This window comes from Rickettsia endosymbiont of Thecocarcelia acutangulata (assembly GCF_964263195.1).
In the GTDB taxonomy this organism is placed as follows: Bacteria; Pseudomonadota; Alphaproteobacteria; order Rickettsiales; family Rickettsiaceae; genus Rickettsia; species Rickettsia felis.
The window spans coordinates 1280546-1307186 of sequence record NZ_OZ181652.1; the positions used below are offsets into that span (position 1 = coordinate 1280546).

Below are 26641 nucleotides of genomic sequence, written 5' to 3' on the forward strand. Positions count from 1 at the left end.
AATCTAACACTTAACTATACTCGTACAGTATTATATCGAAAAAATTTAGGTTATACAAGTATATAGCTTCCCTAATTTTATTATAATAATTTATAAATAGAAAATTATAGATAGAAATTAAAATCAAGTAAATAAATTATCATATTTCTTTTATACATCTCAGAGTTAATACATTTATTTATATTTCCTTTGAGAAAAAATCAATAGGTTTGACTTTTCTAACATATTCTAGTATAATATTTATCTTCAAAATAAATAGAAAAATTTAATTTATGAATACTCCCAAAAGCGATAATTATCTCTCGGAACTAAGAAAGGTAATTTGGCCCATAGAAAAATACGAAAATAAGAAGTTTTTGCCTATGGCATTTATGATGTTCTGTATTTTATTAAACTACTCAACGCTTCGTTCAATTAAAGACGGATTTGTAGTAACGGATATAGGGGCAGAAGCAATAAGTTTCTTAAAAACATACATAGTACTACCTTCTGCCGTAATCGCTATGGTAATTTATGTTAAGCTCTGCGATATTTTAAAGCAAGAAAATGTATTTTATGTTATTACTTTATTTTTCTTAGGGTATTTTGTGTTATTTGCGTTTGTTCTTTACCCCTACCCTGATTTAGTTCATCCTGATCCTGAAACCATAGAATCTTTAAGTTTAGCTTACCCTAATTTTAAATGGTTTATAAGAATAGTTGGGAAATGGAGCTTTGCATCTTTTTATACTATGGCAGAGCTTTGGGGAACAATGATGCTTAGTTTATTATTTTGGCAGTTTGCTAACCAAATTACTAAAACCGATGAAGCTAAACGTTTTTACTCAATGTTTGGTTTACTTGCTAATTTAGCATTGCCTGTAACATCCGTGATTATTGGATATTTCTTGCATGAAAAAACTCAAATAGTTGCAGAACATCTAAAATTTGTGCCTTTATTTGTTATAATGATAACAAGTAGCTTTTTGGTAATATTAACATATAGATGGATGAATAGAAACGTTCTAACCGATCCTAGACTTTATGATCCGGCATTAGTAAAAGAAAAGAAAGCTGAAGCTAAAATGTCATTAATAGACAGTTTTAAAATGATCTTTACCTCTAAGTATGTAGGTTATATTGCATTGTTACTTATTGCTTATGGTATTTCAGTAAACTTAGTTGAAGGCGTTTGGAAATCCAAAGTAAAAGAATTGTATCCGACGAAAGAGGCTTATACTATATATATGGGTAAGTTCCAATTTTATCAGGGTTGGGTTGCAATTGCTTTCATGCTTATAGGTAGTAATATTTTAAGAAAAGTATCATGGTTAGCTGCAGCTATGATAACTCCATTAATGATGTTAATTACCGGTGCAGCATTTTTTGCATTTATCTTTTTTGATAGTGTTATTGCTATGCATTTAACAGGTATTCTTGCTTCAGGTCCTTTAGCACTTGCTGTTATGATCGGTATGATTCAAAATGTTTTAAGTAAAGGTGTAAAATATTCTTTATTTGATGCCACTAAAAACATGGCATATATTCCGCTTGATAAGGATTTACGAGTAAAAGGACAGGCTGCTGTTGAAGTTATCGGAGGAAGATTCGGTAAATCGGGTGGTGCTATTATTCAATCCACATTCTTTATTTTATTTCCTGCATTCGGTTTTGTTGAGGCAACACCATATTTTGCTTCTATATTCTTTGTAATAGTAATATTATGGATATATGCCGTTAAAGGTTTAAATAAAGAGTATCAAGTTTTGGTAAATAAAACTGAAAAATAGAGTTTGTTAAAATAAAAAAGCAAGTTTCTAAGAAACTTGCTTTTTTTATAGTCGGAGAGTTTATAATATGACAGATACAAAGCCCAAAATTAAAACTCCAAGATCGCCATATGTAAAAAAATATAACAGTTGGCGAATAAGGATTTTGTATTCTATTATTATAGGTTATGCGACTTTTTATTTTTGTCGTCAGAATTTTAATATAGCAACACCTGCTATAAGAGAATATTTTGGGGTTACTAAAACACAAATTGGTTGGATATTAACTGCTTCATCTATTATGTATGGAGTTAGTAAAGCGTGTAATGGGTTTATTAGCGATAAAGTTAACGCTCGGATATTTATGGTTTTGGGTCTTTTATTTGTTGGGGTCATTACTATTCTAATAGGTTTTGCAGATTCTTTATGGCTTATAGGAATTTTATGGATAGCCAGTAACTGGTTTCAATCTATGGGTTGGCCTCCTGCAACAAAAATGCTTACTCACTGGTTCGCTTCAAAAGAACTTGGAACTAAATGGGCTATGGGTGCAACTTCTAATCAAATAGGTGGTGCTCTTGCTATGATAAGCTGCGGTTATTTAATCGATAAATTTGATTGGAGAGCTGCTTTTTTCGTTCCCGGTGTAGTTGCTTGTGTAGTATCGCTTTTTTTATATAATAGGATTCGTAATTCTCCAAAAGAAGTAGGCTTATCTACCGTAGAGGAATATAAAGAATATCCGCCTGAAGCTATAGGGGATTATGAGAAGCTATTAACTCCTCAATTACTTAAAATGGTCTTTTGTAATAAGCTAATATGGTATGTTTGTTTAGCAAACATGTTTGTTTATATAATACGTTCCGGAGTAATTTATTGGGCTCCAACATTTTTAAAAGATTTACGTAATATAAGCCTTGCAAATGCAGGCTTGCAAATCGGTTTATATGAAATGATAGGTATCCCAGGGGCATTAATAGCAGGTGTTTTATCTGATAAACTATTTCAAGGTCGTCGAGGTCCTGTTGCATCCATATGTATGGTATTGCTTAGCTTATTGTTAGTCTTGTTTTGGAAAATTCCTATTCAAAGTGAATTATTAAGTATAGCAATTCTTTCTTTAATAGGCTTTTTTGTTTCAGGACCTCAGCTTCTTGTAGGTATAGCAGCTGCTGATTTTAGTACTCGTCAAGCTGTCGGTACGGCTAATGGATTATCAGGGTTATTTGGTTATTTAGGAGCGGCTATTGCTGGAGTCGGCGTAGGATGGATTAGCGATAATTACGGTTGGAATGGGGTATTTATATTTTTCAGTATTTCTGCTCTTTTAGGAGGAGGGTTATTTGCTTTAACATGGAATCGTTCAGCTAAAAAATAAATTTAACAATTATATAAATAGGTTATAAAATGACAATACAATATACTTTTTCAATGATTAAGCCTGATGCTATCAAGAGGAATAAAATAGGACAAGTTAATACTTATTTGGAAAATGCAGGCTTAAAGATAGTAGCTCAGAAAATGAAATTTTTAACTAAATATGAAGCTGAGTGTTTCTACGATGAACATAGAGCAAGACCGTTTTTTAGTAGCTTAGTTGAATATATTACTTCAGGAGCGGTAGTACTTCAAGTTCTTAAGGGGGAAGATGCTATAATTTTAAACCGTACCATTATGGGTGCAACTAATCCTGCTGAAGCTGAAGCGGGAACTATTAGAAAAGATTTAGGCGAATCAATTGAGGCTAATAGTATTCATGGTTCAGATAGTGAAAACAGTGCGAAAAGAGAAATCGAATTTTTCTTTAACAAATCTGAAATTATAGAATAATTAATGCTAAAATATGACGTAATAGTTATAGGCGGTGGACATGCAGGCGTAGAAGCAGCTGCTGCTTCTGCACGTCTTGGAGTTCCTACTCTCTTAATTACGTTAAAATCGGGAAATTTAGGTGAAATGTCTTGCAATCCAGCAATTGGTGGAATTGCAAAAGGTACATTAGTTAAAGAAATCGATGCACTTGATGGGTTAATGGGCTATGTTATAGACCAAGCCGGTATACATTATAAAATGCTGAATGAGACTAGAGGACCGGCAGTTTGGGGACCTAGAGCTCAAGCTGATCGAAAGCTTTATAAAAAAGCGATGTATCAAATATTAACAAATTACCCTAATCTAGATATACTATATGGAAAAGTAGAAGATATAGAAATTAAATCTTCTAAAGTTGAAGCGGTTATTTTAAATAACGATAGCAAAATTCCTTGTCAAAAAATTATATTAACTACTGGTACTTTTCTATCAGGTCTTATTCATATTGGACAAAAAAAAATTCCTGCCGGTAGAGTAGATGAAGAGCCTTCGTATGGATTATCAAATACATTAAAAAAAGTAGGATTTAAGATTGCCCGTTTAAAAACAGGTACACCACCAAGAATTGACGGGCGTACTATTGATTATAGTAAAACAGCTTTACAGCCCGGCGATAAAACTCCTCGTCCTTTTTCTGAATTAACAAGTGTTGTCAATGTTCCTCAGATAAATTGTTTTATTACAAAAACAACCTCAGAAACTCATGATATTATACGTGAGAACCTTAATAAATCCGCAATGTATTCAGGGCAGATAGAAGGAATAGGACCGCGATATTGTCCTTCTATTGAAGATAAAATAGTCAGATTTAGTACAAAATCAGAACATCGTATATTTTTAGAACCTGAAGGGTTAGATGATTATACGATTTATCCAAACGGTATTTCTACTTCTTTGCCTGAAGATGTACAACATAAATTAATTAAAACAATACCAGGATTAGGAAATGTAAAGGTTTTACGTCCAGGTTATGCTATAGAATATGATTATGTTGATCCACGTGAAATAAGTGTTACGCTAGAGACAAAAAAAATAGCTGGATTGTATTTTGCTGGGCAAATTAACGGTACTACAGGATATGAGGAAGCCGCAGGGCAAGGTATAATAGCCGGTATAAATGCTGCTTTAGCAGTAAAAGATCAAGTACCGTTTATGTTAACAAGAGCAAATAGTTATATTGGAGTAATGATTGACGATTTAACAACCTTTGGTACTATAGAACCTTATCGTATGTTTACTTCTCGCTCAGAATATAGATTATCTTTAAGAGCAGATAACGCTGATTTACGTTTAACGGAATTAGGGATAAACATTGGTGTTGTATCAGAAAAACGTAAAAAAATATTTACAAAAAAATGTGAAAATATAGAAAAAACAAAATTATTATTAAATACCTTGTCTTTAACTACTAGTAAACTTGCTAAAATGGGTATACAGGTTGCACAGGATGGTACATATAAAACAGTATTAGACTTATTTAAAATACCTAGTTTTAATGTTGAACAAGCTATTAAAATTTTTCCTATGCTTAAAGAAATGCAAAATAATGATATTTTGCAATTACTCTATATTGAAGCAAAATATGCTTCATATTTAACTAGACAACACGTAGATATTAATTTATTTCAAAGTGAAGAGGTACAGTTAATACCTAAAAATATTGACTATTTTAAAATACCAAGTATATCATTAGAGATACAGGAAAAACTTTCTTCTCATAAACCTACTACTATTGGTGTAGCACGTCGAATTTCAGGGATTACACCTGCAGCAATTACGGCTATTATAATTTATTTAAAAACTAAATATAGTGATGAAAGTTCCACGTGAAATAATTGAAAAGTTAGAAATTTTTCAAAAGTTAGTTAAAAAATGGAATAAATCAATTAATCTTGTATCGGATAATACTATACATAATTTTTGGCAACGTCATATATTAGACTCATTACAATTAATGCAATATATTGATAATAAAGAAATACACTTGGTTGATATAGGAAGTGGGGCTGGTTTTCCCGGTATAGTATTATCTATAGCAGGGGTAGCAAAAGTAAGTTTAATAGAAGCTAATTTACGTAAATGTATATTTTTAGAAAAAGCATCAAAGATATCAAATAATAACATACAAATAATCAATCAAAGAATAGAAAAAGTAGAAATAGATTGTAGTATATTGACTTGTAGAGCTTTCTCTAAATTAAATACAATATTTAATTGTATAAAAAATATTTCAGTACAAGAAAAATTTTTATTATTAAAAGGAAAAAATTATTTAACAGAAATAGTAGAAGCTAAAGAAATGTGGTTATTTGATTATTTAATACATCAAAGTATTACTTGTGAAGAAGGAAAAATTCTAGAAGTTAGTAATTTAACAAAAATTATATGAAAGTAATTGCTATTGTTAATCAAAAAGGAGGGGTGGCTAAAACTACAACTACTGTAAATTTAGCTACAGCTTTTGCTGCTGTAAATAAAAAAATTTTAGTTATAGATCTTGATCCTCAAGGGAATAGTAGTACTGGTTTTGGAATTAGCCAGCAACAACGCAAAAATACTATATATCAAGTATTAACAAATTTAATAAAATTGAAAGATGCAATAATTTCTACAGACATACCAAATTTAGAAATAATTACTTCAAACACTAATCTATCTGCTGCTGAATTAGATTTAACAAAATTAAAGGACCGAGAATATATTTTAATGAAGCTATTGGAAGAAATAAAGATATTATATGATTATGTAATTATTGATTGCCCTCCTTCATTAAATTTATTAACAGTAAACGCTTTAGTTGCAAGCGATGAAGTGTTGATTCCAATGCAATGTGATTTTTATTCATTAGAAGGATTAAGTCACTTGCTAAAAACAATTGAAATTGTAGAAAAAAAATTAAATCCTAAGATAAAGATTGCAGGTATATTATTTACAATGTATGATAAGCGTAATCGTTTAACTGAACAAGTAGAAGATGATGTTAGAAAATGCTTAGGAGAATTAGTATTTAAAACCGTTATCCCAAGAAATATTAAATTATCTGAAGCACCTTCATACGGAAAACCGGCTATTATATATGATTATAAATGTTCGGGAGCAATTGCATATATAGAACTTACAAAAGAAATCTTAGAAAGATATGGCGAAAAATAAAGGACTAGGAAGAGGGTTATCTTCATTACTTGGGGAAGAAGTTATTTCTATAGAATCAGAAATAATACAAATAATAAATATTGATAAAATAAGGCCGAATGAGAATCAGCCTAGAAAAAACTTTGAATATGATAAAATAAAAGAATTAGCAGATTCTATATTGAATAATGGTTTATTACAACCTATTATTGTTGATAATAATTTCCAAATTATAGCAGGAGAGCGACGCTGGCGTGCATGTAAATTAGCAAAAGTTTTAGAGATACCAGTAATTATAAAAAATTTAGATGCTAGAGAGAGTATGGAAATAGCATTAATTGAGAACATACAAAGAACTGATTTAACAGTTATGGAAGAAGCTCGTGGCTTTAAATATTTGGTAGAAAATTTTAATTATACGACAGAAAAATTAGCTGAAAGGCTTGGCAAAAGTCGTAGTCATATAGCTAATTTATTAAGGCTTAATAATTTGCCACAATCTATTCAAGATAAAGTAAATGAGAATATATTAAGCATGGGACAAGCTCGATGTTTAATAAATCATGAACATGCAGAAGTAATGGCCGATCATATTATAAGTAATGATTTAAATGTACGTCAAACAGAAGAACTAGTAAGACAATGGTATAAAAATGAATATACGAAATCTCCTAACAATAGTAACAAAGTAGGAAAGCGTTTTTTAAAAGACAATGCTACCGATAATGATCTTGAATCATTAGTAAAAGTTTTATCAGAAAAATTTGGTGTAAAAGTAACAATAGAAAATTATTCTTTAGGTGGGAAATTAATATTTCATTATAAAAATTTAGAAGAATTAGACTTGATATTATTTAAATTAAATTAAAAAAACTGTTAAAATGTAAAGTATATATATATAGCATTTCATTTCTTAAGATAAATACCCAAACAAGAAAAATAATGATAGAAATTACAATGTCTAATTTTGAATTATATGATCATAGAGCAATAAATTCATACAATGCAGTAGTAAATATATTTATCGGTGTAAAATAATAATATAAGGAAATAAGTAATTTATGTCATATCAATATGTTTATGAAATGGTTGGTTTAAGCAAGACTATAAATGGTAAACGAATTTTAAAAGAAACAAATTTATCATTTTTACCAAAAGCTAAAATCGGTATAATAGGTCCAAATGGAGCAGGCAAATCGACTTTATTAAAAATAATGGCAGGTATTGATAAAGAGTTTGAAGGTAAAGCAACAGCTAAAATCGGTATAAAAGTAGGATATTTACCTCAAGAACCGTATCTTGATGCTAGTAAAAATGTTTTTGATAATATCATGGAAGGTCTTCATGAAAAGAAAAAACTTATTGATGAATTTAATTATATAAGTAACAAATTTGCTGCTGAAATCACTGATGAAGAAATGCAAAAGCTTTTTGATAAACAAGCAGAATTGCAAGAAAAAATAGACAATTGTGATGGATGGAATCTAGAACGTGAAATAGAGATCGCAATGCTTGCTTTACGTTGTCCACCAAAAGAAGCAGATATTACAAAAATTTCCGGTGGAGAAAAAAGAAGAGTGGCTTTATGTAAATTGCTTTTAGAGAAGCCTGATATGTTGTTACTTGATGAACCTACAAATCATTTGGATGCAGAATCAGTTTCTTGGTTTGAAGGTTATTTAAAGCATTATGAAGGTACCGTAATAGTAATTACCCATGATCGTTATTTTTTAGATAATGTTACAGAATGGATATTAGAAATAGATCGTGGAAATTGTATACCGTGGGAATCAAATTATAGTTCTTGGCTTGAACAGAAGCAAAAAAAATTAGCTTTAGAAAGTAAAGAAAACGATGATAGAAAAAAACAATTGAATCGTGAACTTGAATGGATTCGTCAAACTCCAAAAGCTAGACAATCAAAAAATAAAGCACGTATTACAGCATATCAAGAATTATTAAATAAACAACAAGAACAAAAAACTGATCCTACTCAAATAATTATACCTAACGGACCTCGTTTAGGGGATCTTGTTATTGAAGCAGAACATATAGCTAAAAAATTTAATAATAAAATATTATTATCAGATTTTAGTTTTAAAGTTCCACGTGGAGCTATTGTAGGAATTATTGGACCGAATGGAGCAGGTAAATCTACTTTGTTTAATATTATTACAGGTAAAATAACACCGGATAGTGGTTCTATTAAAATTGGTCAAACGGTAAAATTAGGTTACGTTGATCAATCACGGGATCATTTAGATGATAATAAGACTATATGGGAAGAAATTTCAGAAGGTCTAGATGAATTACAACTTGGTAATAGAATAATTAAAAGTAGAGCTTATTGTGCAGCTTTTAATTTTAGAGGCGGTGATCAACAAAAAAAAGTTGGACAACTTTCAGGTGGAGAACGTAACAGAGTACATTTGGCGAAATTATTAAAAGAAGGAGCAAATGTTATATTATTAGATGAGCCGTCTAATGATTTAGATATTGATACATTAAGAGCACTTGAAGATGCTATTTTAGATTTTGCAGGTTGTATATTAGTAATTAGTCATGATAGGTGGTTTTTAGATAGAATAGCTACTCATATTATATCATATGATAAAGAAAATAATGCTACATGGTTTGAAGGAAATTATCAAGATTACCATGAATATATGCTAAGTACTAATGGGGAAAGTATTTTAAATCCAAAATATAAACATAAGAAATTAATATAAATATGTCTTTAACACAAATATTATTAATTTTGTTTGTAGGAATATTGGTAACAAAACCGCATGATATTTTTATAATTATTAAAGAATTTAAAAAAATAAAAGCATATTTAATTAATATTAAGTCGTCTATTATAAAAAATATAGATGAGCCGTTAGAAACAGAGCAGGTAAATTTTTATTTAAAAAAAATTATTAACCTAGAAGGTTATTATCATGGTAATTATGATTTAACGACAATAAAAGAAAAATATTATACGCTAATAATTAACAATGACTTAATAGAAAATGAATCAACACCTAATATAACCGAGAAACACTAATCCGTGCCTCGCTCAATTAATTAAATCTAAGAATTATGCAAAAAGTAGTAAAACTTAACAATATTAAAATAGGAAATGATTTACCGTTTGTTCTAATTGCAGGACCTTGTCAGATTGAAGGCAAAGATCATGCGTTGTTTATGGCAGAAAAACTTGTTAAATTAACTAGCAAACTTGAGATTCCATTTATTTATAAATCTTCTTTTGATAAAGCTAATAGAACTTCCGTAAATGGGATTAGAGGACTTGGTATTGAGAAAGGTTTAGAAATTTTATCAAAAGTAAAATCTGAATTCGATTGCCCTATTGTTACTGATGTTCATTCAGAGAGTCAATGTACTGAAACAGCCGAAATAGCAGATATTTTACAAATTCCGGCGTTTCTATGTAGACAAACCGATTTACTCCAAGCTGCAGCAAAAACAGGTAAAATAGTAAAAGTAAAAAAAGGACAGTTTCTAGCTCCGTGGGATATGAAAAATGTACAAACAAAACTAGAAGCTTTTGGGGTAAAAGATATATTATTTACAGAGCGTGGTGCATGTTTTGGTTATAATAATTTGGTATCTGATATGCGTAGTCTTGCAATAATGGCGGAGTTAAATGTACCTGTAGTTTTTGATGCGACGCATTCCGTTCAGCAGCCTGGAGGGCTAGGAGGTAGTACTGGCGGAGAAAGAAAATATGTAGAGCTGCTTGCAAAGGCAGCAACTGCTGTAGGTATCGCCGGTATGTATATGGAAGTACATCAAGATCCAGATAACGCTCCAAGTGATGGTCCATGTATGATTAAGTTGGATAATCTAGAGTCCATTCTTATCAAACTAAAAAAATATGATAAAATTACAAAAGAAAAATAATCTTAAAGATTATCTGTAAATAAATGTTAATTAGTAATTAAAGAGCTTTTTTAGCGAAAATTAATAAGATTTTTGCAGCAAAAAAAATTAAATTATCAGTTAACATTTATTTACAGATAGCCTCTTAAACTTTACCTTTCAAAATATATATAAAATATCCTCTATTAATTCAATTTAAAAATAGAATTGATAATCTTTTACAATATAAAAAATAGAACTTTCTTATCCTCAGAATTTTACCAATTCACCTTTAAATCCTTGTTGTAAATTTACTTATTCAGAAAAATTTTTTAAATAGTATTAATATTTATTTATTCAACTTATAGAGCAAAAATGTTTTCATTTGTATAAATGCAAATAATTTAATAGGTATAATAATAATTATTATGTGGAATCAAATAAAGGCAGTTGGCAGTACATTGCTTAGTAGTCCCAAACAGGAACAAGGTTTAAAAAATATAAATGATTTTTTGACAGAGTATTTTAATAATATTTTAGAACAAAAAAACACTCCAAACTTAACTGCTCTTGAAGAAGCTAATATATTAATGAAGTTAAGTAATATTAAAGATATATTAACTCCAAACGCAAGCTTTATATCTGAGTATAAACCTAAAGATATTATAGCTTGGTTCTCTAATAATACTCGTTCTATATTTAATGAAACATTAGTAAAACCAAATAGTGGACTTGCCGAGTTTATCCATATAACCGCTTTGAATTTTAGTAACTACCCCTTTATAAAGGAAGATATACAATGTATAGCAGATTATTTAAGGAATAATAAGACTATCGAGCGAGTATTTTTGGACAATTGCGGTATAAATGATAAGCAAGTAAAAATTTTAGCCGAAATATTTAGGCTTAACAAGACAATAAGTAAACTTTCTTTAGTAAGTAATAAAGCAATAACTAATATCGGAATAAAAACTTTATTAGAGATAAAACATAATAATCAATATAAGCGAGCAGAATTAGAAATCTCTCCTAATTTTAATGATAATTCAGAATTTCAGCTCATTCCCGAAATAGATATTTTAAATAAAAATTCTGTAAATGCATATTTAAAGAAAACAAAAGCTCGAAACCTCGATTCTGAAATCGAAAATAAAAATTTACAACCTCTTAAAAATTACCATGAGTTGGAAAGACCGTTCATAAAGAATGGTAATAAGCTTTTAAGATTAATTGTAGAAAGCCATAATGAAATTACTAAAACAGGAAATAGTATAAATAAACTAATTGTAATGGTAGGGATGAACGGAGTAGGGGCGACTACTCTTAGTTGTTTTTAAGCGGACAAAAATTAGAAGAAGATGAAGACCGCTCTTTATATGCGAAAGAACCGAGATATAATGAAAAAATACATCATCAAGCAAATAATGGATATAAGCTTGTTAATAATTTCTTTATATCTGATGATGAAGGTGGAATTAATATTATAGAATGTCTGTAGAGGTCAAGATTTAATCTTACAGGCACTATAAAAATTATATCTGAATGTCTGATAAGTTATGACTGTCAGATGAGTATTCAAGATATAAGATTTCATTATTCTTTTCAACAGCTAACTTCTTACTATCCTTGAAGGTCTGCATAGGATTTTTACCATAACAATATTTCCCAGAATGAGGTCTTTCATTATTATAATGTTCTAACCAAATATCAAGGTCAAGTTGTAGATCATCAAGATCAGTATAAATCTTTTTACGCATAGCCATATCAAATAATTCTTGCTTCATAGTTTTATTAAAACGTTCACACATACCATTTGTTTGAGGAGAATATGCTTTAGTAGTGTTATGTTCAATGCCCTCAATGCTTAAGAACAATTCAAAAGCATGATGTTCTATATTTCCTTTATATTCACCACCTCTATCAGTTAGAATACGAAGCACTGGTATTTGCTGACTCTCATACCACGGCAGTACTCTATCATTAAGCATGTCAGCAGCGGTAAGAGCTGTTTTATCAGTATATAATTTAGCATCTGCGACCTAGTATAGCTATCAATAAATACCTGAGAATATACCTTGCCTATACCTTTAAAATTACCTACATAATATGTATCTTGGCATCCTAGATAACCTGGATGCTGTGTATCAATCTCACCATGGGCTTCTTTTTCGCTACGCCGTTTCTCTAATACTTGTAACTGAGCTTCGTTAAGAACAATACCATCTTGAGCCATCTTTGCTTCTAATGCTTTAAGTCTTTTATTGATATTATTTAAATCATTACGTAGCCAAATCGATCTAACTCCTCCAGGTGATACAAGAATACCAGTCTTTTTAAGCTTATTTGATACTCTCATCTGACCATAAGCTGGGTTATTCTATTGCCATATCTAATACTGCTCTCTCTACTGCTGGTTCAACTCTATTTGCTATAATTGGCTTCTTCCTGCTAATCTCATATAACGCCTCTTCTCCACCAGTTTCATATAGCTCTTTGAACCTATAATAACTGTCACTGCTGTATCCCATTGCTTTACAGGCGGACGATATACTACCAAGACTCTTAGCTAATTCTAGTAATCCTATTTTTGGCTTTATTATTTTTTGATTTAGATTCATCTCTAATCCTCCATTTAATATTTATCTTATTTTACTAAATATAAGATTAAATCTCAATTATTGCACATAATAAACCTATAAATTCTATTCAAACAATTCTTAATTTATATATTTACCGACAAATATTAGAATTAGCTGAAAAAGTTAGATTTTCAGTCGTAATTAGAGATAATAGTGCAAATGATGTTATTGACTCTACATATCAACAATTCACTAATATTTTTAGAGATAGTAATGGTCAGTTAACTCCGGAAATTAAAGAACAATTAAAAGATGCTGTATCTTATATAATTTCTGTTGCTGATTATAAAACTAAAGAAGAAAAAAAAGCTAAAATTAAAATAGAAGAAAGTAAACTCCGTAAGGACACAAAGCTTCAAAATCTAGATGAAGGACAAAAATTTATAATTGAAGAGCTAGGAAAAACAGATTTTCCTAGCTCTTCAAAGATAAAGAAGCTGCTCTACCTCATTCTGTTTCCGATTCAAATCTTTCTACAACTATAGAGGTTATTTCTCAGAGTAAGAATGAAGAAGAAAAAAATACTAACATTACTGTAATAGATGGGCAGAAACAGCCTGATTTGGATGTACTTGCCCTTTCCAAAGGCACAGGAGATGTTCTGCCTAATTCTGCTTCCAATACAAATTCTACTATAACTGCTGAGGAACAGAAAAATATCATGACTACTGCGTTGAAATTTGAGCTACAAGATATTTTGAGTAAAAAAAACTTATATGAGCCGCTTATTATTGAACAAGTAAAAAAATTGATGTCCCTATGTGTAAAACCTTTTTCAGATACGCTTAATATTAAGGACTTAAGTCAAGCCAAGGACTCGAGCCAAAATAAATGGGCTACAATAAAAGAAATATATATAAAACCGCAAAAATCAGAAACACAGAAGCCAATTTTATCACAAGTTTTATCTAATCAAGTCAAGGAGAATATTTTAACTATAGGTAAAATTATTATAAATTTCTTTCAAGTCAATAAACATAATATAATAAGCCCATTTATTTCTTCTGATAATCTTAATTTACATCAGGAATTAGATTCAGACACGTTCTCAAACAATTATTCATTAATTCAACCTTATTTGCCAAAAAAAATATTAAATAAATCACCGGCACAAAAAACTGAAGAAAGTTTTTTTCCTGCTTTAAAAGAAATAGAAGAGCTTAATGAAATATATATTAAATATTCTGATGATCACCTAAACATGGTTGCTTCATTTTTAGAAATTATAAGAAAGTTTTATGAGTCGAAAAATATAAGTGCTAAAATTCATTTCCAAGAAATATTAGGTAATTATGTATATTTCTTAAATCAGCAATGGAAAGCTTTATCTTTTTGTAAAAAACTTTATCCGCAATCACAAAAGTGGCAGCCACTGACAGAGGTAGTTGATGAAGCAAAAAAAATCTTAATTGAAGAGAATTTATTAGATCAAGCTATATTAGATATAAAATTAAAAAATAACGGAACAACAGAGTATTATACCGAAGCTTTAGAATGGCTTGATAAACTTACGGGACCGCAAGTTGAAGTTGTTGTTATAGCTATAAATGAGATAAAAGCCAATGCTCATTATTATTTAGGTATGATCTATGAAAATAGTAAATCGGAATTAGACTGGTTTAAAGCGATAAGATAATATATTAAAGCCCTAGAAGTTGATAAAGATTTTAACTTTCTCTATGGTCATGATACGATTCCGTACATTTCTAGCAATATTTGTAAAAAAATAGGTGACTTATTTTTAGTACTCGGGAAATGGTATAAAAGTAAAAATGAAAATGTAAGTGCTATCAAGTTAATTCATGAAGCAATGAAATATTTTAAAGTAAGTTTAAGTATAGCTGATATTGAGGAGAGTAGTAATATTCTGCATGAAATTTTTAGTATTTTAAAAAATAAAAGAGAAACGAAAGCACATTATGTATCTTTAGAAAAAGATCTTCATATATCTGTAGCAGAATTTTTATTTAAATTAAATTTAATACAAAAAGCAGGGCTTGAATATTTGAGAGCTGCAAGTAGAATCAATAAAAATGATAAGGAAAAACAAGAATTAGTATCAAAAGCGTTAAAAGCTTTTGATACGGATATGGCAAAAAATATTGGTTTTATACGTGCAATGCTTGAAAAAGGCAAAATAGAAGATCTTAGTATATTTACCAAGGAGGTTAACAGAACAAAATTTTTCAGTGATACACAGACTCTAGTAAATGATTTTGTAACACTGCCGGAGCCACAAGCTATGGAGTGGCCAAAACTACAACAAAATTAAAATGAGCAATTGATTAATGGTCAAAAAGAATTAACCAAACAGAATGAGGATGCACAGCCTCAAAAACAAGAGAAAGCTTTAGTACAGCCGCAGCAAACACAACAGCATCAACCACCACCGCAGCCACAGGAAAACAGCCCTCTTCATACTATAGAAAATATACAAAAACCGGATTACTGGTATACTGAAGATGATATAAAAAATATATTAGAAGCAAATATAGACAAAAATAAATTCTCTATAGTTACCCATGTTGATTTAGCACACCCTGAACAAGTAAGAGATGCACTTAGAGAAAGACTGCATGAGGATTTAATTAAAAATAATAAAATTGTACTTATGGCTATTAATACAGGGCATGGGCATTGGGTAAGTATGGCGATTAGTAAAGATAATAATACAAATAAGGTAATATTTAAGTATAATGATCCTCTAGGTAGGGAGTTAAATGATCGTCCTGACTTAGTGACCCTTATTACTGAGATTTGTCCTAATGCAGAAATAAGAGATTTAGGAATTCCACAACAAGAAAATACTTCAGACTGCGGAGTTTTTATATGCGATAATTTAACAAGACAATCTGAAGGTCTTGAAATTCTCACTACGGAGCAATGTAAAGGACAAGGACTAAATTTAAGAAAATCTCACAAGCTGAAACACTAAAACAAAGTTTAATAGCTCAACAAGCCCAAGAACAACATGTTTATATTAACATAGATAGTAACGCTTCAGATGACGAAGAAGATGAGAATAATAACGGTAATAATAATGAAGTAGCCCGCCTTCCTTATGGTGATAATGGTGAAGTTGATGGGCTTGGTATTGCCTCTCAACATAATGAGTAACATTAGATTATAGAAAATGTTTGTGAATTTTGCTAGAAGTTTGACGTTGCGATGTCATTCCTACGAAAGCAGGAATCTATTTTGTCATCCCGTGGCTTGACTGGCGTTGTTGCATGGATCGGTAACCCCCACTATGTCACCCCGTGGCTTGACCACGGGGTCCATAAAAACAATAAAAAATATTAATAATTTAGTATTTTAAGCTAGAACCCGCGATCAAGTCGCGGGATGACAAGAGTGAAGTTGAGCCATGCAACAACGCTTACTTGATCACAGGATGACACGTTACACCGAAAAAGAATTACCGCAGCCGCATTTTGCTTTAGCTTGCGGATTACTAACGTTGAAATATGAACTGCCGAGTTCTTCTATAAAATCTAAAGTACAATCTAGCATAAATTTTTGAGAGATAGGATCAATAATAATTGTAACATTATGTTTAGTAATGACATAATCATCTTGCTCTATAGTATCTTTTGAGACTAGTTCGTAATTATACATAAGTCCTGAACAACCGCCGCTATCAACAGAAACTCGCAGTACTAAATTCTTATCTTTTTCTAGCTCTATTAACTCGCAAACTCGTTGAAAAGCTCTATCCGTAATTGTTATTGTCACCAAAATTACCTTGTAAAAGTCTTGTAAATTATATAGTATAATGAATATTTTTTCAAGTATACTCGATGAACTTCAAAAATTGGCTACGTCGTTCTACAAGTACTGCGGTACTCACGTATTAAGTATACGCTCCGCTCCTTGTCTTGTGAACTCCTTGCTCTTTTTGAAGTTGATCTTCGTATGCCGATTATTTATTTACAAGAAGTAACAAAGGATAACGATGCTAGCTTCATACGCTTCCGATCCTCTTAAAAGTAGGGGAAGATTATATAAAGAAATCCCGACTTCGTATAGAAAAGAGTTTGAACGTGATCGTGATCGCATTATTCATACCAATGCATTTAGGCGTTTGCAATATAAAACTCAGGTTTTTATTAATCATGAGGAAGATCATTACAGAAATAGGCTAACTCATTCTTTAGAGGTTTCAACTGTTGCGCGTTCGGTAGCTAATACTTTAAATTTATCAAGTGATTTAGCTGAGACAATAGCACTCGCTCATGATCTTGGGCATACGCCTTTCGGTCATGCGGGAGAGAGAGCTTTAAATGAATGTATGAAAGAGTATAACGGCTTTTCCCATAATGCTCAATCTTTGAAAATATTAACACTACTTGAGAAGAGATATGCCGCTTATAACGGAGTAAATTTAACATGGGAAGTTTTAGAAGGAATCGTAAAACATAATGGTCCTATAACTGGTGAAATAAATGAATATATAGCGGAGTATAATAAACAAAATGATTTAGAGCTTAGTACTTATGCGTCGGCAGAGGCTCAAATAGCAGCACTTGCTGATGATATTAGCTATATTTCGCATGATTTGGAAGATAGTATCGGTGCTAAAATTATCGATTTTAATAATCTTGCTGAGCTTAAATATATTGACAGCTACGTTTTTGAACTCAAGTCAAAATTTAAGAATATTAGCTCCTCTTGTCTGATTTATGAGGTAGTACGTAAGCTAATACATGAATTGATTACCGATTTATTACAGCAAACAAAAGAAAATTTAAATAAAGAAAAAATTACTAATATAGACGAGATACGTAATTTGAATTATCAGATAGTGGATTTTACCGAAAAAACTAATGAACGTATTATGGAAACTAAAAAGTTTCTGCATGAGCGAGTTTATAAAAGTAATAAAATTACGGCCATCAGCCTTAAATGTACTAAAATTGTTCAAGGTCTGTTTAAGGTTTATATGGATGATATTAATTTATTACCGGTTAATTGGAAAATGCTAATAGACGCTAATGAAACATACAGTAAAGCTAGAGTTATTGCCGATTATATAGCAGGTATGACCGACCGTTTTGCCATTCAAGAATATAATCAGCTTTGTTTGCTGAATTTTAATAATATCTTAAAACTTAATTATGAATATATTTAATCAATTAAAACAAGATATAATTGCGGCAAGCAGGCAATTATATAATAATCAAGAAATAGCAAATAATGCTACTATTGAAACTCCGAAAGATAGTTTTAACGGTGATTTATCAAGTAATATTGCAATGATTATTGCTGCTAAAGAAAATATTTCTCCTCGGGAATTGGCTTTAAAGTTTAAAGAAATCCTTATAACATTACCTTATATTGCAAGTATAGAAATAGCAGGACCCGGCTTTATTAACTTTACTATAAAAGCCGAAACTTGGCAGATAGCAATTAAAGATATTCTACAGCACGAAGAAAAGTTTTTTGAAATTGATATAGATAAAAGCAGAAATATTAACATCGAGTATGTTTCGGCAAATCCCACCGGTCCAATGCATATAGGGCATGCTAGGGGTGCGGTATATGGTGATGTGCTAGCTAGAATTTTGCAAAAAGTAGGTTATTCCGTTACAAAAGAATATTATGTTAATGATGCAGGTTCGCAAATAAATGATTTAGTTAGTACGGTATTATTACGTTATAGAGAAGCTCTGGGCGAGAAAATTACTATACCTACCGGTTTATATCCGGGTGAGTATTTGATTCCGCTTGGGCAAATTTTGGCGAAAGAATACGGTAATAAATTATTAACGATGAACGAAGATGAAAGGTTCAAAATAGTCAAAAATTTTGCCGTAGAAAAGATGCTTGATTTAAATAAAAAAGATTTAGCGGATCTCGGTATTAAACATGATATATTTTTTTCTGAACAGTCATTGCATGATAAAGGCGAAATAGAGGAAACAGTGAAATTACTTACCGGTATGGGGCTGATTTATGAAGGAACACTCCCTGCTCCTAAAGGTAAAGTTCACGATGAATGGGATAACAGAGTTCAAAAATTGTTTAAATCTACTGACTATGGTGATAGTCAGGATCGTCCTATAGGAAAAGCTGACGGAAGTTGGTCTTATTTTGCTTCCGATCTTGCATATGCTAAGGATAAAATAAATAGAGGAGCGAATCACTTAATTTATGTACTTGGTGCGGACCATAGCGGATATGTTAAAAGAATTGAGGCAATAGTTAAGGCTCTAGGCAAAGAACAGGTTAAAGTAGACGTTAAAATCTGTCAATTAGTCAATTTTGTTGAAAACGGCGTACCGGTTAAGATGTCAAAACGTCTTGGGAGCTTTGCTAGTGTACAAGATGTAAATCATGAGGTGGGGAAAGATATCATAAGATTTATGATGTTAACAAGGCAAAATGACAAACCGCTTGATTTTGATTTAGCAAAAGTGAAAGAACAATCAAGAGAAAATCCTATCTTCTACGTACAATATGCACATGTGAGAACAATATCTATTTTATCAAAAGCTAGAGAATTAATGACTGAATCTTATAATGACTTTGAAGAAGGCAAGTATGATTTATCTTTATTATCCTCTGAAGAAGAAATTGAGATCATAAAACTTTTGGCTAGCTGGACAAAAACATTAGAAACATCTGCAAAATATTTTGAACCGCATCGCATTGCATTTTATTTAATAAACTTAGCTTCAAAATTTCATTCTATATGGAATTTTGGTAAAGAAAATAGCGATTATAGATTTGTAATCGAGAGCAATAAAGAATTAACTACTGCTCGTCTTGCTCTTGCAAGTGCCATACAGAAAGTTATAGCTAGCGGCCTTGAAGTGATAGGCGTAGAGCCTATGGTAAAGATGTAGTTAGGTTTTTATCGTCATTGCAAGCAGCCGTAGGCTGCGTGGCAATCTCATGAGTACTTCTGAGATTGCTTCGTCAAAACTTACAGTTTTTCCTCGCAATGACGTTTTTCTATTATCAAATTACTAAATATGATCAATAATATTTTTGTTAAAATATTTCTAGTGTGCTTAATATGTATATCCGCTATTTATTTTGGTTATCAATATTACCAGAATAGTAAGCCGGTAATTACTATTTATCCTGATGAGCTGCCTACAAAAATAAAACCGTCTATAATAGAAAATAACCAAATAGCAGCAGTACATAGTAGTATATATGAAAATCTTATTGCTAAAGATACAAATATTAAAACCGTAAAATTGCTTCCTGATCCTGAGAAACCTATGAATATAGATTCTCGTAACCAAAGTCAAAGTGATGAATCTTTTGATGAAATATCTAACTTGATTGCATTAATAGAGCCAAGTAATAACGCTAAAAATGAAACAGATTTAAATATAATAAAGCTTGAAAAAGGAAGTAAGGATAAGGTTAGTAATGCTAAAAATTGTAAAAATAATGAGAGTTATAAAATACAGCTTGGTTCGGTAAAATCTGAAACAGAAGCAATGCAAGAAGGAGAAAGAATAAAAAAGAAATTCCCGAAAATTCTTAAAAATGTTGTTATCACAACCAAAAAAGTTAAATATGACGACGGCAAATTTTTCTATTTAATCTTAGCCGGTGATTATGGTAGTCTTAGTCAAGCCAAAGCGGTCTGTAAGAAACTAGCTTATAATAAGCAAGGTTGTGTGTTGAAATAATATAATTGGAATAATTTATGATAATAGATGAAGAAGATTTTGACGAAATTACAATTGAGGAAGATATCGCACTTTCAAAACTTGCAGATAAAAGATTAGCAGAAGCTAAATATTGGATAAAGCATGAAGACGCTTGGGATATCCCCGGCATTGCTAATGAGTATTGTTGCGTGGTTCAAGACCCCTGTTCTATGTCATTCCTGCGAAAGCAGGAATCCAGCATAAAGCGAGATAAATCGAGCTTTTAATTTCAAAAATTTGTTGTGTTTATACTTTTTTTTGGATTCCTGCTTTCGCAGGAATGACATAGAGAACAATGACGATAAATAAAAATTAAATAACTTATGAAAGAAGCTAAAATAGAAAATATTGACTTTGGTAATGCGTTATCGGAGCGTTATCTTGCTTATGCGTTGTCAACGATTATGTCACGTTCGCTTCCTGACGTACGTGACGGGCTTAAGCCTGTACATCGTAGGTTATTATACGCAATGCTACAGCTAAGGCTTGAGCCGAATTCCGGTTATAAGAAATGTGCAAGGGTGGTCGGTGACGTGATCGGTAAATATCACCCGCACGGTGATGTGGCAGTTTATGATACTTTGGTACGCCTTGCTCAACATTTTTCGCTTCGTTATCCTTTAATTGACGGGCAGGGTAATTTCGGCTCTATCGATGGCGATAATGCAGCAGCTATGCGTTATACCGAATCACGCATGACGGAAATATGTACTTTATTAATGGTAGATATTGATAAAGATACGGTAGATTTTCGCCCTACTTATGACGATTCAGATTTAGAACCGATAATAATGCCGGCAAGTTTTCCGAACTTACTAGCTAACGGTTCGGAAGGTATAGCAGTCGGTATGGCAACTAATATACCGCCGCATAATTTACATGAGTTATGTGATGCTCTAATGCATTTAATCGACCACCCGAAAGCTGAAATTAACGATATAATGAATTTTATTAAAGGTCCTGATTTTCCAACCGGCGGCATAATTATTGATAAAGCCGAACTTATAAATGCTGCATATACTACCGGGCGTGGTAGTTTTAGAGTGAGAAGCAGATGGGAGAAAGAGGAGCTAAGTTACGGTACATATCAGATAGTTGTAACTGAGATACCTTATCAGGTTCAGAAATCAAAACTTATAGAACAAATAGCGATATTACTAAAGGATAAAAAAATCCCGCTTGTTAGCAATATTAGAGATGAATCAACCGACATTATAAGATTGGTTATAGAGCCGAGAGATCGGGGATGTGATCCACAAATAGTAATGGAATCTCTATTCAAGCTAACGAATTTAGAAAGCCGTATTCAGTTAAATATGAATGTGATCGGCAGTAATAACGTGCCGAGAGTGATGAATATTCTAGAGGTTTTACAAGAGTTTTTAGCTCATAGACAAAATATTGTTACTCGCAGGTCAACTTATCTTTTAAACAAAATCAAGCATCGTTTAGAAATTCTAGAAGGTCTTAGAATAGCTTATCTAAATCTTGATGAGATAATTAAAATTATTCGTGAAGAGGATGAGCCGAAAGCGATAATGATGGAGCGGTTTAAACTAACCGAAATACAGGTAGAAGCGATATTGAATACCCGTCTTCGCTCACTTCGTAAACTTGAAGAGCAGGAAATTATTAATGAGCATAGTAACTTGCAGAAGCAACAAGCTATATTAGAAGAGATTTTAAATAGTCCTAAAGAACTATGGAAAATAGTTAAAAAAGAAATAAAAGCAGTACAAACGAAATTTGGATTAAATACAGTAATAGGAGCAAGGCGGACTAGCTTTGAAGAAGTAACCCTTACTAATCAAGTAGTTGATATAACGGCCTTTGTTACTAAAGAGCCAATTACTATTATTTGTTCAAAAATGGGATGGGTGCGTTCGGTAAAAGGTCATAACACTGATTTATCGACTATCAAATATAAAGAAGGGGACGCAGAGAAGTTTATTATAGAGGCTTACACGACCGATAAGATACTAATAGTAAGTTCGGAGGGTAGGTTTTTTACTTTGCTTGCCGATAATATTTCTAAAGGTAAAGGAACAGGAGAATCTATAAAGCTGCTTGTGGATATAGGCAATAACGATATTACTAATATTTTAGTCCATAAATCTGATCAGCTTTTATTACTTGCAAGTAGTATAGGTAAAGGCTTTTTGGTTAATTCAAATGAAGTAATGGCTCAAACAAAAACAGGAAAGCAAATTATGAACGTGCCTGATGGTCACACATGTATAGCGTGTTTACCTGTAAACGGGGATAGTATTGCTTGTATTGGTGAAAGCCATAAATTACTGGTATTTAATATAGATGAGATACCGGAAATGAAAAAGGGGCAAGGCGTAACGCTGCAAAAATTTAAGAATGCAAAGTTACTTGATATTAAAATATTTAATAAAGAAGACGGCTTAGGTTGGAACAACAATGGAAAAGTAAAACTTGAGAAAAACATCATTGCATTTTTAGGAAAAAGAGGTAGTACCGGTAAATTACCGCCTATGGGCTTCCCTAAAAATAATAGATTTTCATCATAATTATAATAAAGATTGAGTGTATACAAAAAAACAGCATATTTTATATGGTTTGATACAAGCGAATTATCTATAAATTCGCTTGTATCGTTCTATTATTAAAAGTTTTTAAATTCATCTTGCCTATTTAAATTAATAGATGTTACTACTCCTATAATATCAACCTGATTATCCTGATGACCTTCCTCTAATTGATAATATGTAAAATCTTCATTATTATTACAGAAAAAATTATAAGCCCCGGTTAAGAGCTTATTACTATCTTTGAAAAATTGAATTATAGTAGAACAATCCTCTCTAATTGTATCTATTAAAGGTTTTCCTATAGCGGTAGCAGCCGCCATAAGTGCTGGTACCTTTATTGCATCAAATTTGCTTATAACGTGGTTGGGGCTTGAAATTTTTTTTAAGGTAAAACCTATACTCATTAAATGAGGGATTGCAGTAATATATTTATTATACTATTACTTGTTTCCATCATGTTTTTAAAATACGTTTAATATAGGAGAGAAAAAATTTTCATTGTCCTCTGATGCGGATTTTTTGATGTTCTGAGTTACATCTATCTTTATCTTGAGAGAATTATCCTGTTTCATATTAAAAAACTTCAATGCTGCCTCAAAATCCCCGTCTTTTGTATAGACTTTCTGAATATTTAAAGCATGTAATATTGTAAATATTTTTTTTAAGTTAGGACTAGAAACAAAATTATATACATCTTTAAATAATAATTTAGAAGCGGTTGCATATCTTGTAACTGCTTTTAATCCATTTACAAAGGAATATCCTGAGCTTGTAAATTGAGCATGATTCATAGTGTTATTCCTGTTTTAAAATAATAAAAATCATATATCACATGATTACCATATATTATGATTGCATCACAATATATGGTAATTAAAGAAAGTCAATATCTAAAAATAAAAAAAGTAAAATATATAATTTTATTTAATCAAAAGACAGTATAGTACGAATTTTTTAGGATTCGCCGATACTTATGTAATTTATGCTGTGTAGACCAACTTTAAATTTATCTTGGCTGCAGCATTTTTAAGTAAATGATACACATAATTTGACAAGAATTAGAGAGCTGTAAGCTAATAGAATGGATTTAAAGATTAGCAGAAGAGAAGACAAGATTATTACAACAATGGAAAATGGAGCTATAAAATTTATTGATAATTCAATTAAGAAAATGAAATAATCAAGGCATAAGATTTATAGTACCAGAAAGTTTTTACTCAATGTCATTCCCGCATAAGCAGGAATCCAGTATTTTAAAGCCTTTAAAAAGCTTTATTTGAATAAAATCTTGATCTTTAATATTTTTTAAAAGCTCAATTTATCTTGCTTTACGCTGGATTCCCGCCTACGAGGGAATGACATTGAGTGAGTTTTGAGAGTCATGCAACAACGCCCAAAAGCTGGAATCCAGTAAAACCTAAAAAATCTTTAAAATCAAGATTTTTTAGCTTGGATCCCTGCTTTCGCAGGGATGACATAGAGAGGTTTTTAAAAATTGTCCAATACTATACATAAGATTGCTCTAAGCTTTGATTATAGTAATGGAACTTAATTTGTAAATAATTAAAACTTAAGTTTTGTACCTATAAGACCAACAGTACCTCGTGTTGTTTTACTAGGTGCTTCAGGGTAATATACAGGTTTACCTTTAGCTTGGAAATGAGAAATTTCAGCATATGGTAATAAACCAGGCATGATCTTATATTCAGTAGCGAGGCTCACAGCATCGACGGTGTTTTTATATCTTGAAGTTTTAAGATATTCAAGACTTGTTTTTATAGGTCCTTGTCCATAAGCAACTGCTCCATTGTAATAATAGGTATCACGACCGACTTTATAATATTCCTTAGCGGTTAAGCTTTTACCTAAATTACCGTAAGAAGCTCCACAAGAGAAATTACCATAAGTAAATACGGCTCCAAGATTATATGCTTTTAAATTAGAAAGCTTATAGGTATTCAATACTTCTATTACCTTAATTCCTTCCATTTTAGCATGAACAAGACGACGAGCAGGTTTACCATACTCTCCGGTAACGGATAATTTTAAGTCTGCATCTTCGCTAATCTCATGTTCATAAGTTAAGCCGGCAGAAAAAGCATCTCTAATATTCTGATTTATAGTCATAGTTTTGCCGTTTCCTAAGGGAACCGTCTTTATTCCGGTTCTAGAAACACTAACTCCGTTTCTTCCTGAGCTTTCAAGCGTTAAATTATTTATATCTCTATTACCACCCGTATTAGCAGTATCGGGAGTATAAGAGATACCGGCTTGGAAACCTTTCATTTTAGGCGTGAAAAAATTTAATCTTCTAGCTCTCTCAGCTTTATCATTAATTTGATTAAAAGAATTAGAGTATGACTCAAGATAAAAGCTAGCACTAGTATCAAAATCCGGCTTTAAACCGTTATATCTCATATATTGACCGTCAAGTAAAGCATATCTATACCATCCTCCAGTACCTGCGGTTACTTGACTACCGGTAATACGCAATTTAGCACTTGCATCAGCAGGAGAGCCGAGTTCTACTTTACCGTAACTAGTTTCAATGAAGATATGTGATCCGTTATAACTTGTAGAGGTTTTTGCTCTTGTAGTAGGCTGAAGCACTATTTTAGCACCTGCTATTACATCATTGATAGTTTTAGAAATAGTCGCCGCAAACGCTGCTTCCGTGTAAAACCCTAGCTTTTTCCTGTTATCAGTTACATTTTTATCAAATAAAATTAAATGATCCTGTTTAATATAACCGCTTTCAAATAAATAAAATCCTTCTAATTTTATTTCAGTATCAGAATTAGAAATAACAGGTGTTGGATTTTCTTCGGCAAGACCAGCCGATGCAAGGCAAATAATACTTGCAGCTAATAATAATTTTTTCACTTTAATAAAGTCCCTATAAACTTAAATAATAAAATTTACTATACAAAATAAATTTTTAGTATTAATAAATATAAATCAACTACGCTAGAATATAATAAATACTTTTCAGAATTGACAATAAAAAACTATTTTAATTTGTAATAATTTAATTTAAAGTATACAATGTTGTATTATTATCACTATCATTATTCAAGCAGCCTCAGACTTATAGTTTTAAAGAAAAATTTTGTATTGTAAATAATTATGAGTTATAATCATTAGTTTATTAA

Annotated in this window: 24 protein-coding genes and 1 pseudogene; 20 read left to right on the forward strand and 5 right to left on the reverse strand. The window is 31.2% G+C overall.

Going from position 1 to position 26641, the window contains the following annotated elements; all coding sequences use genetic code 11:
• The first annotated feature begins 272 nt into the window (after window positions 1-272).
• The 12 genes from tlc1 (at window position 273) to ACE38Q_RS06995 (ending at window position 12117) form a co-directional block, all read left to right on the forward strand.
• Window positions 273-1769, forward strand: a complete 1497-nt coding sequence (gene tlc1, locus ACE38Q_RS06940) for an ATP/ADP exchange transporter Tlc1 (protein WP_500190766.1) — start codon at window positions 273-275, stop codon at window positions 1767-1769.
• A gap of 67 nt (window positions 1770-1836) precedes the next feature.
• Window positions 1837-3126 (forward strand): MFS transporter, encoded by a 1290-nt coding sequence (locus ACE38Q_RS06945; protein ID WP_500190769.1) that lies wholly within the window; start codon window positions 1837-1839, stop codon window positions 3124-3126.
• 29 nt (window positions 3127-3155) lie between these two features.
• On the forward strand, window positions 3156-3578 hold the full coding sequence (ndk, locus tag ACE38Q_RS06950) for a nucleoside-diphosphate kinase (protein ID WP_500190771.1): 423 nt from the start codon (window positions 3156-3158) through the stop codon (window positions 3576-3578).
• A gap of 3 nt (window positions 3579-3581) precedes the next feature.
• The gene (gene mnmG / locus ACE38Q_RS06955) at window positions 3582-5450 is read left to right on the forward strand and encodes a tRNA uridine-5-carboxymethylaminomethyl(34) synthesis enzyme MnmG (protein WP_500190775.1); all 1869 of its coding nucleotides are present in this window, start codon (window positions 3582-3584) and stop codon (window positions 5448-5450) included.
• Complete coding sequence (gene rsmG / locus ACE38Q_RS06960) at window positions 5434-6009, forward strand: 16S rRNA (guanine(527)-N(7))-methyltransferase RsmG (RefSeq protein ID WP_500190777.1); 576 nt, start codon at window positions 5434-5436, stop codon at window positions 6007-6009. Before mnmG ends, rsmG begins: the two co-directional genes overlap by 17 nt.
• Window positions 6006-6773 (forward strand): ParA family protein, encoded by a 768-nt coding sequence (locus ACE38Q_RS06965; RefSeq protein WP_485441161.1) that lies wholly within the window; start codon window positions 6006-6008, stop codon window positions 6771-6773. Before rsmG ends, ACE38Q_RS06965 begins: the two co-directional genes overlap by 4 nt.
• Entirely contained in the window at window positions 6760-7620 is an 861-nt protein-coding gene (locus ACE38Q_RS06970; RefSeq protein ID WP_500190781.1) for a ParB/RepB/Spo0J family partition protein, read from the forward strand. The genes ACE38Q_RS06965 and ACE38Q_RS06970 overlap by 14 nt, the downstream gene beginning before the upstream one ends.
• Before the next feature lie 193 nt (window positions 7621-7813).
• Window positions 7814-9481 (forward strand): energy-dependent translational throttle protein EttA, encoded by a 1668-nt coding sequence (ettA, locus tag ACE38Q_RS06975; protein WP_500190783.1) that lies wholly within the window; start codon window positions 7814-7816, stop codon window positions 9479-9481.
• A 2-nt stretch (window positions 9482-9483) separates the two neighbouring features.
• Entirely contained in the window at window positions 9484-9801 is a 318-nt protein-coding gene (locus tag ACE38Q_RS06980; protein ID WP_500190785.1) for a DUF2672 domain-containing protein, read from the forward strand.
• Window positions 9802-9836: 35 nt separating this feature from the next.
• A complete protein-coding gene (kdsA, locus tag ACE38Q_RS06985; protein ID WP_500190787.1) occupies window positions 9837-10661 on the forward strand; it encodes a 3-deoxy-8-phosphooctulonate synthase in 825 nt (274 codons plus the stop codon).
• A 386-nt stretch (window positions 10662-11047) separates the two neighbouring features.
• Entirely contained in the window at window positions 11048-11956 is a 909-nt protein-coding gene (locus ACE38Q_RS06990; protein ID WP_500190789.1) for a hypothetical protein, read from the forward strand.
• The gene (locus ACE38Q_RS06995) at window positions 11947-12117 is read left to right on the forward strand and encodes a hypothetical protein (RefSeq protein ID WP_500190791.1); all 171 of its coding nucleotides are present in this window, start codon (window positions 11947-11949) and stop codon (window positions 12115-12117) included. The genes ACE38Q_RS06990 and ACE38Q_RS06995 overlap by 10 nt, the downstream gene beginning before the upstream one ends.
• Window positions 12118-12151: 34 nt before the next feature.
• Here the strand turns inward: ACE38Q_RS06995 and ACE38Q_RS07000 are convergent.
• Window positions 12152-13237: pseudogene (locus ACE38Q_RS07000) on the reverse strand (IS481 family transposase).
• A gap of 583 nt (window positions 13238-13820) precedes the next feature.
• On the opposite strand from ACE38Q_RS07000, the gene ACE38Q_RS07005 reads away from it, so the two are divergent.
• The 3 genes from ACE38Q_RS07005 (at window position 13821) to ACE38Q_RS07015 (ending at window position 16193) form a co-directional block, all read left to right on the forward strand.
• Window positions 13821-14894, forward strand: coding sequence for a hypothetical protein (locus ACE38Q_RS07005; protein WP_500190793.1), 1074 nt, complete (start codon window positions 13821-13823; stop codon window positions 14892-14894).
• A gap of 174 nt (window positions 14895-15068) precedes the next feature.
• Window positions 15069-15530 carry a hypothetical protein gene (locus tag ACE38Q_RS07010; RefSeq protein WP_500190795.1) on the forward strand — a complete coding sequence of 154 codons (462 nt, stop codon included), beginning with the start codon at window positions 15069-15071 and terminating at the stop codon, window positions 15528-15530.
• A gap of 9 nt (window positions 15531-15539) precedes the next feature.
• Window positions 15540-16193, forward strand: coding sequence for a Ulp1 family isopeptidase (locus tag ACE38Q_RS07015; RefSeq protein ID WP_500190797.1), 654 nt, complete (start codon window positions 15540-15542; stop codon window positions 16191-16193).
• 467 nt (window positions 16194-16660) lie between these two features.
• Here the strand turns inward: ACE38Q_RS07015 and ACE38Q_RS07020 are convergent, their stop codons facing one another.
• Window positions 16661-16993: an iron-sulfur cluster assembly accessory protein gene (locus ACE38Q_RS07020; RefSeq protein ID WP_500190799.1), complete on the reverse strand. Its 333-nt coding sequence runs from the start codon at window positions 16991-16993 to the stop codon at window positions 16661-16663.
• 220 nt (window positions 16994-17213) lie between these two features.
• Between ACE38Q_RS07020 and ACE38Q_RS07025 the strand changes: the two genes are divergently transcribed.
• The 5 genes from ACE38Q_RS07025 (at window position 17214) to parC (ending at window position 23468) form a co-directional block, all read left to right on the forward strand.
• Window positions 17214-18389: a deoxyguanosinetriphosphate triphosphohydrolase gene (locus tag ACE38Q_RS07025; protein ID WP_500190801.1), complete on the forward strand. Its 1176-nt coding sequence runs from the start codon at window positions 17214-17216 to the stop codon at window positions 18387-18389.
• Entirely contained in the window at window positions 18376-20106 is a 1731-nt protein-coding gene (gene argS / locus ACE38Q_RS07030) for an arginine--tRNA ligase (RefSeq protein ID WP_500190803.1), read from the forward strand. The genes ACE38Q_RS07025 and argS overlap by 14 nt, the downstream gene beginning before the upstream one ends.
• Window positions 20107-20235: 129 nt before the next feature.
• Window positions 20236-20910 carry an SPOR domain-containing protein gene (locus ACE38Q_RS07035; protein ID WP_500190805.1) on the forward strand — a complete coding sequence of 225 codons (675 nt, stop codon included), beginning with the start codon at window positions 20236-20238 and terminating at the stop codon, window positions 20908-20910.
• A 17-nt stretch (window positions 20911-20927) separates the two neighbouring features.
• Window positions 20928-21158, forward strand: coding sequence for a hypothetical protein (locus tag ACE38Q_RS07040; RefSeq protein WP_500190809.1), 231 nt, complete (start codon window positions 20928-20930; stop codon window positions 21156-21158).
• Between the two features lie 96 nt (window positions 21159-21254).
• On the forward strand, window positions 21255-23468 hold the full coding sequence (gene parC / locus ACE38Q_RS07045) for a DNA topoisomerase IV subunit A (protein ID WP_500190812.1): 2214 nt from the start codon (window positions 21255-21257) through the stop codon (window positions 23466-23468).
• A gap of 95 nt (window positions 23469-23563) precedes the next feature.
• Here the strand turns inward: parC and ACE38Q_RS07050 are convergent, their stop codons facing one another.
• The 3 genes from ACE38Q_RS07050 to ACE38Q_RS07060 form a co-directional block, all read right to left on the reverse strand.
• On the reverse strand, window positions 23564-23893 hold the full coding sequence (locus tag ACE38Q_RS07050) for a hypothetical protein (RefSeq protein ID WP_500190815.1): 330 nt from the start codon (window positions 23891-23893) through the stop codon (window positions 23564-23566).
• A gap of 57 nt (window positions 23894-23950) precedes the next feature.
• A complete protein-coding gene (locus ACE38Q_RS07055) occupies window positions 23951-24280 on the reverse strand; it encodes a hypothetical protein (protein ID WP_500190817.1) in 330 nt (109 codons plus the stop codon).
• Between the two features lie 772 nt (window positions 24281-25052).
• On the reverse strand, window positions 25053-26372 hold the full coding sequence (locus tag ACE38Q_RS07060; RefSeq protein WP_500190820.1) for a porin: 1320 nt from the start codon (window positions 26370-26372) through the stop codon (window positions 25053-25055).
• Window positions 26373-26641 lie beyond the last annotated feature (269 nt).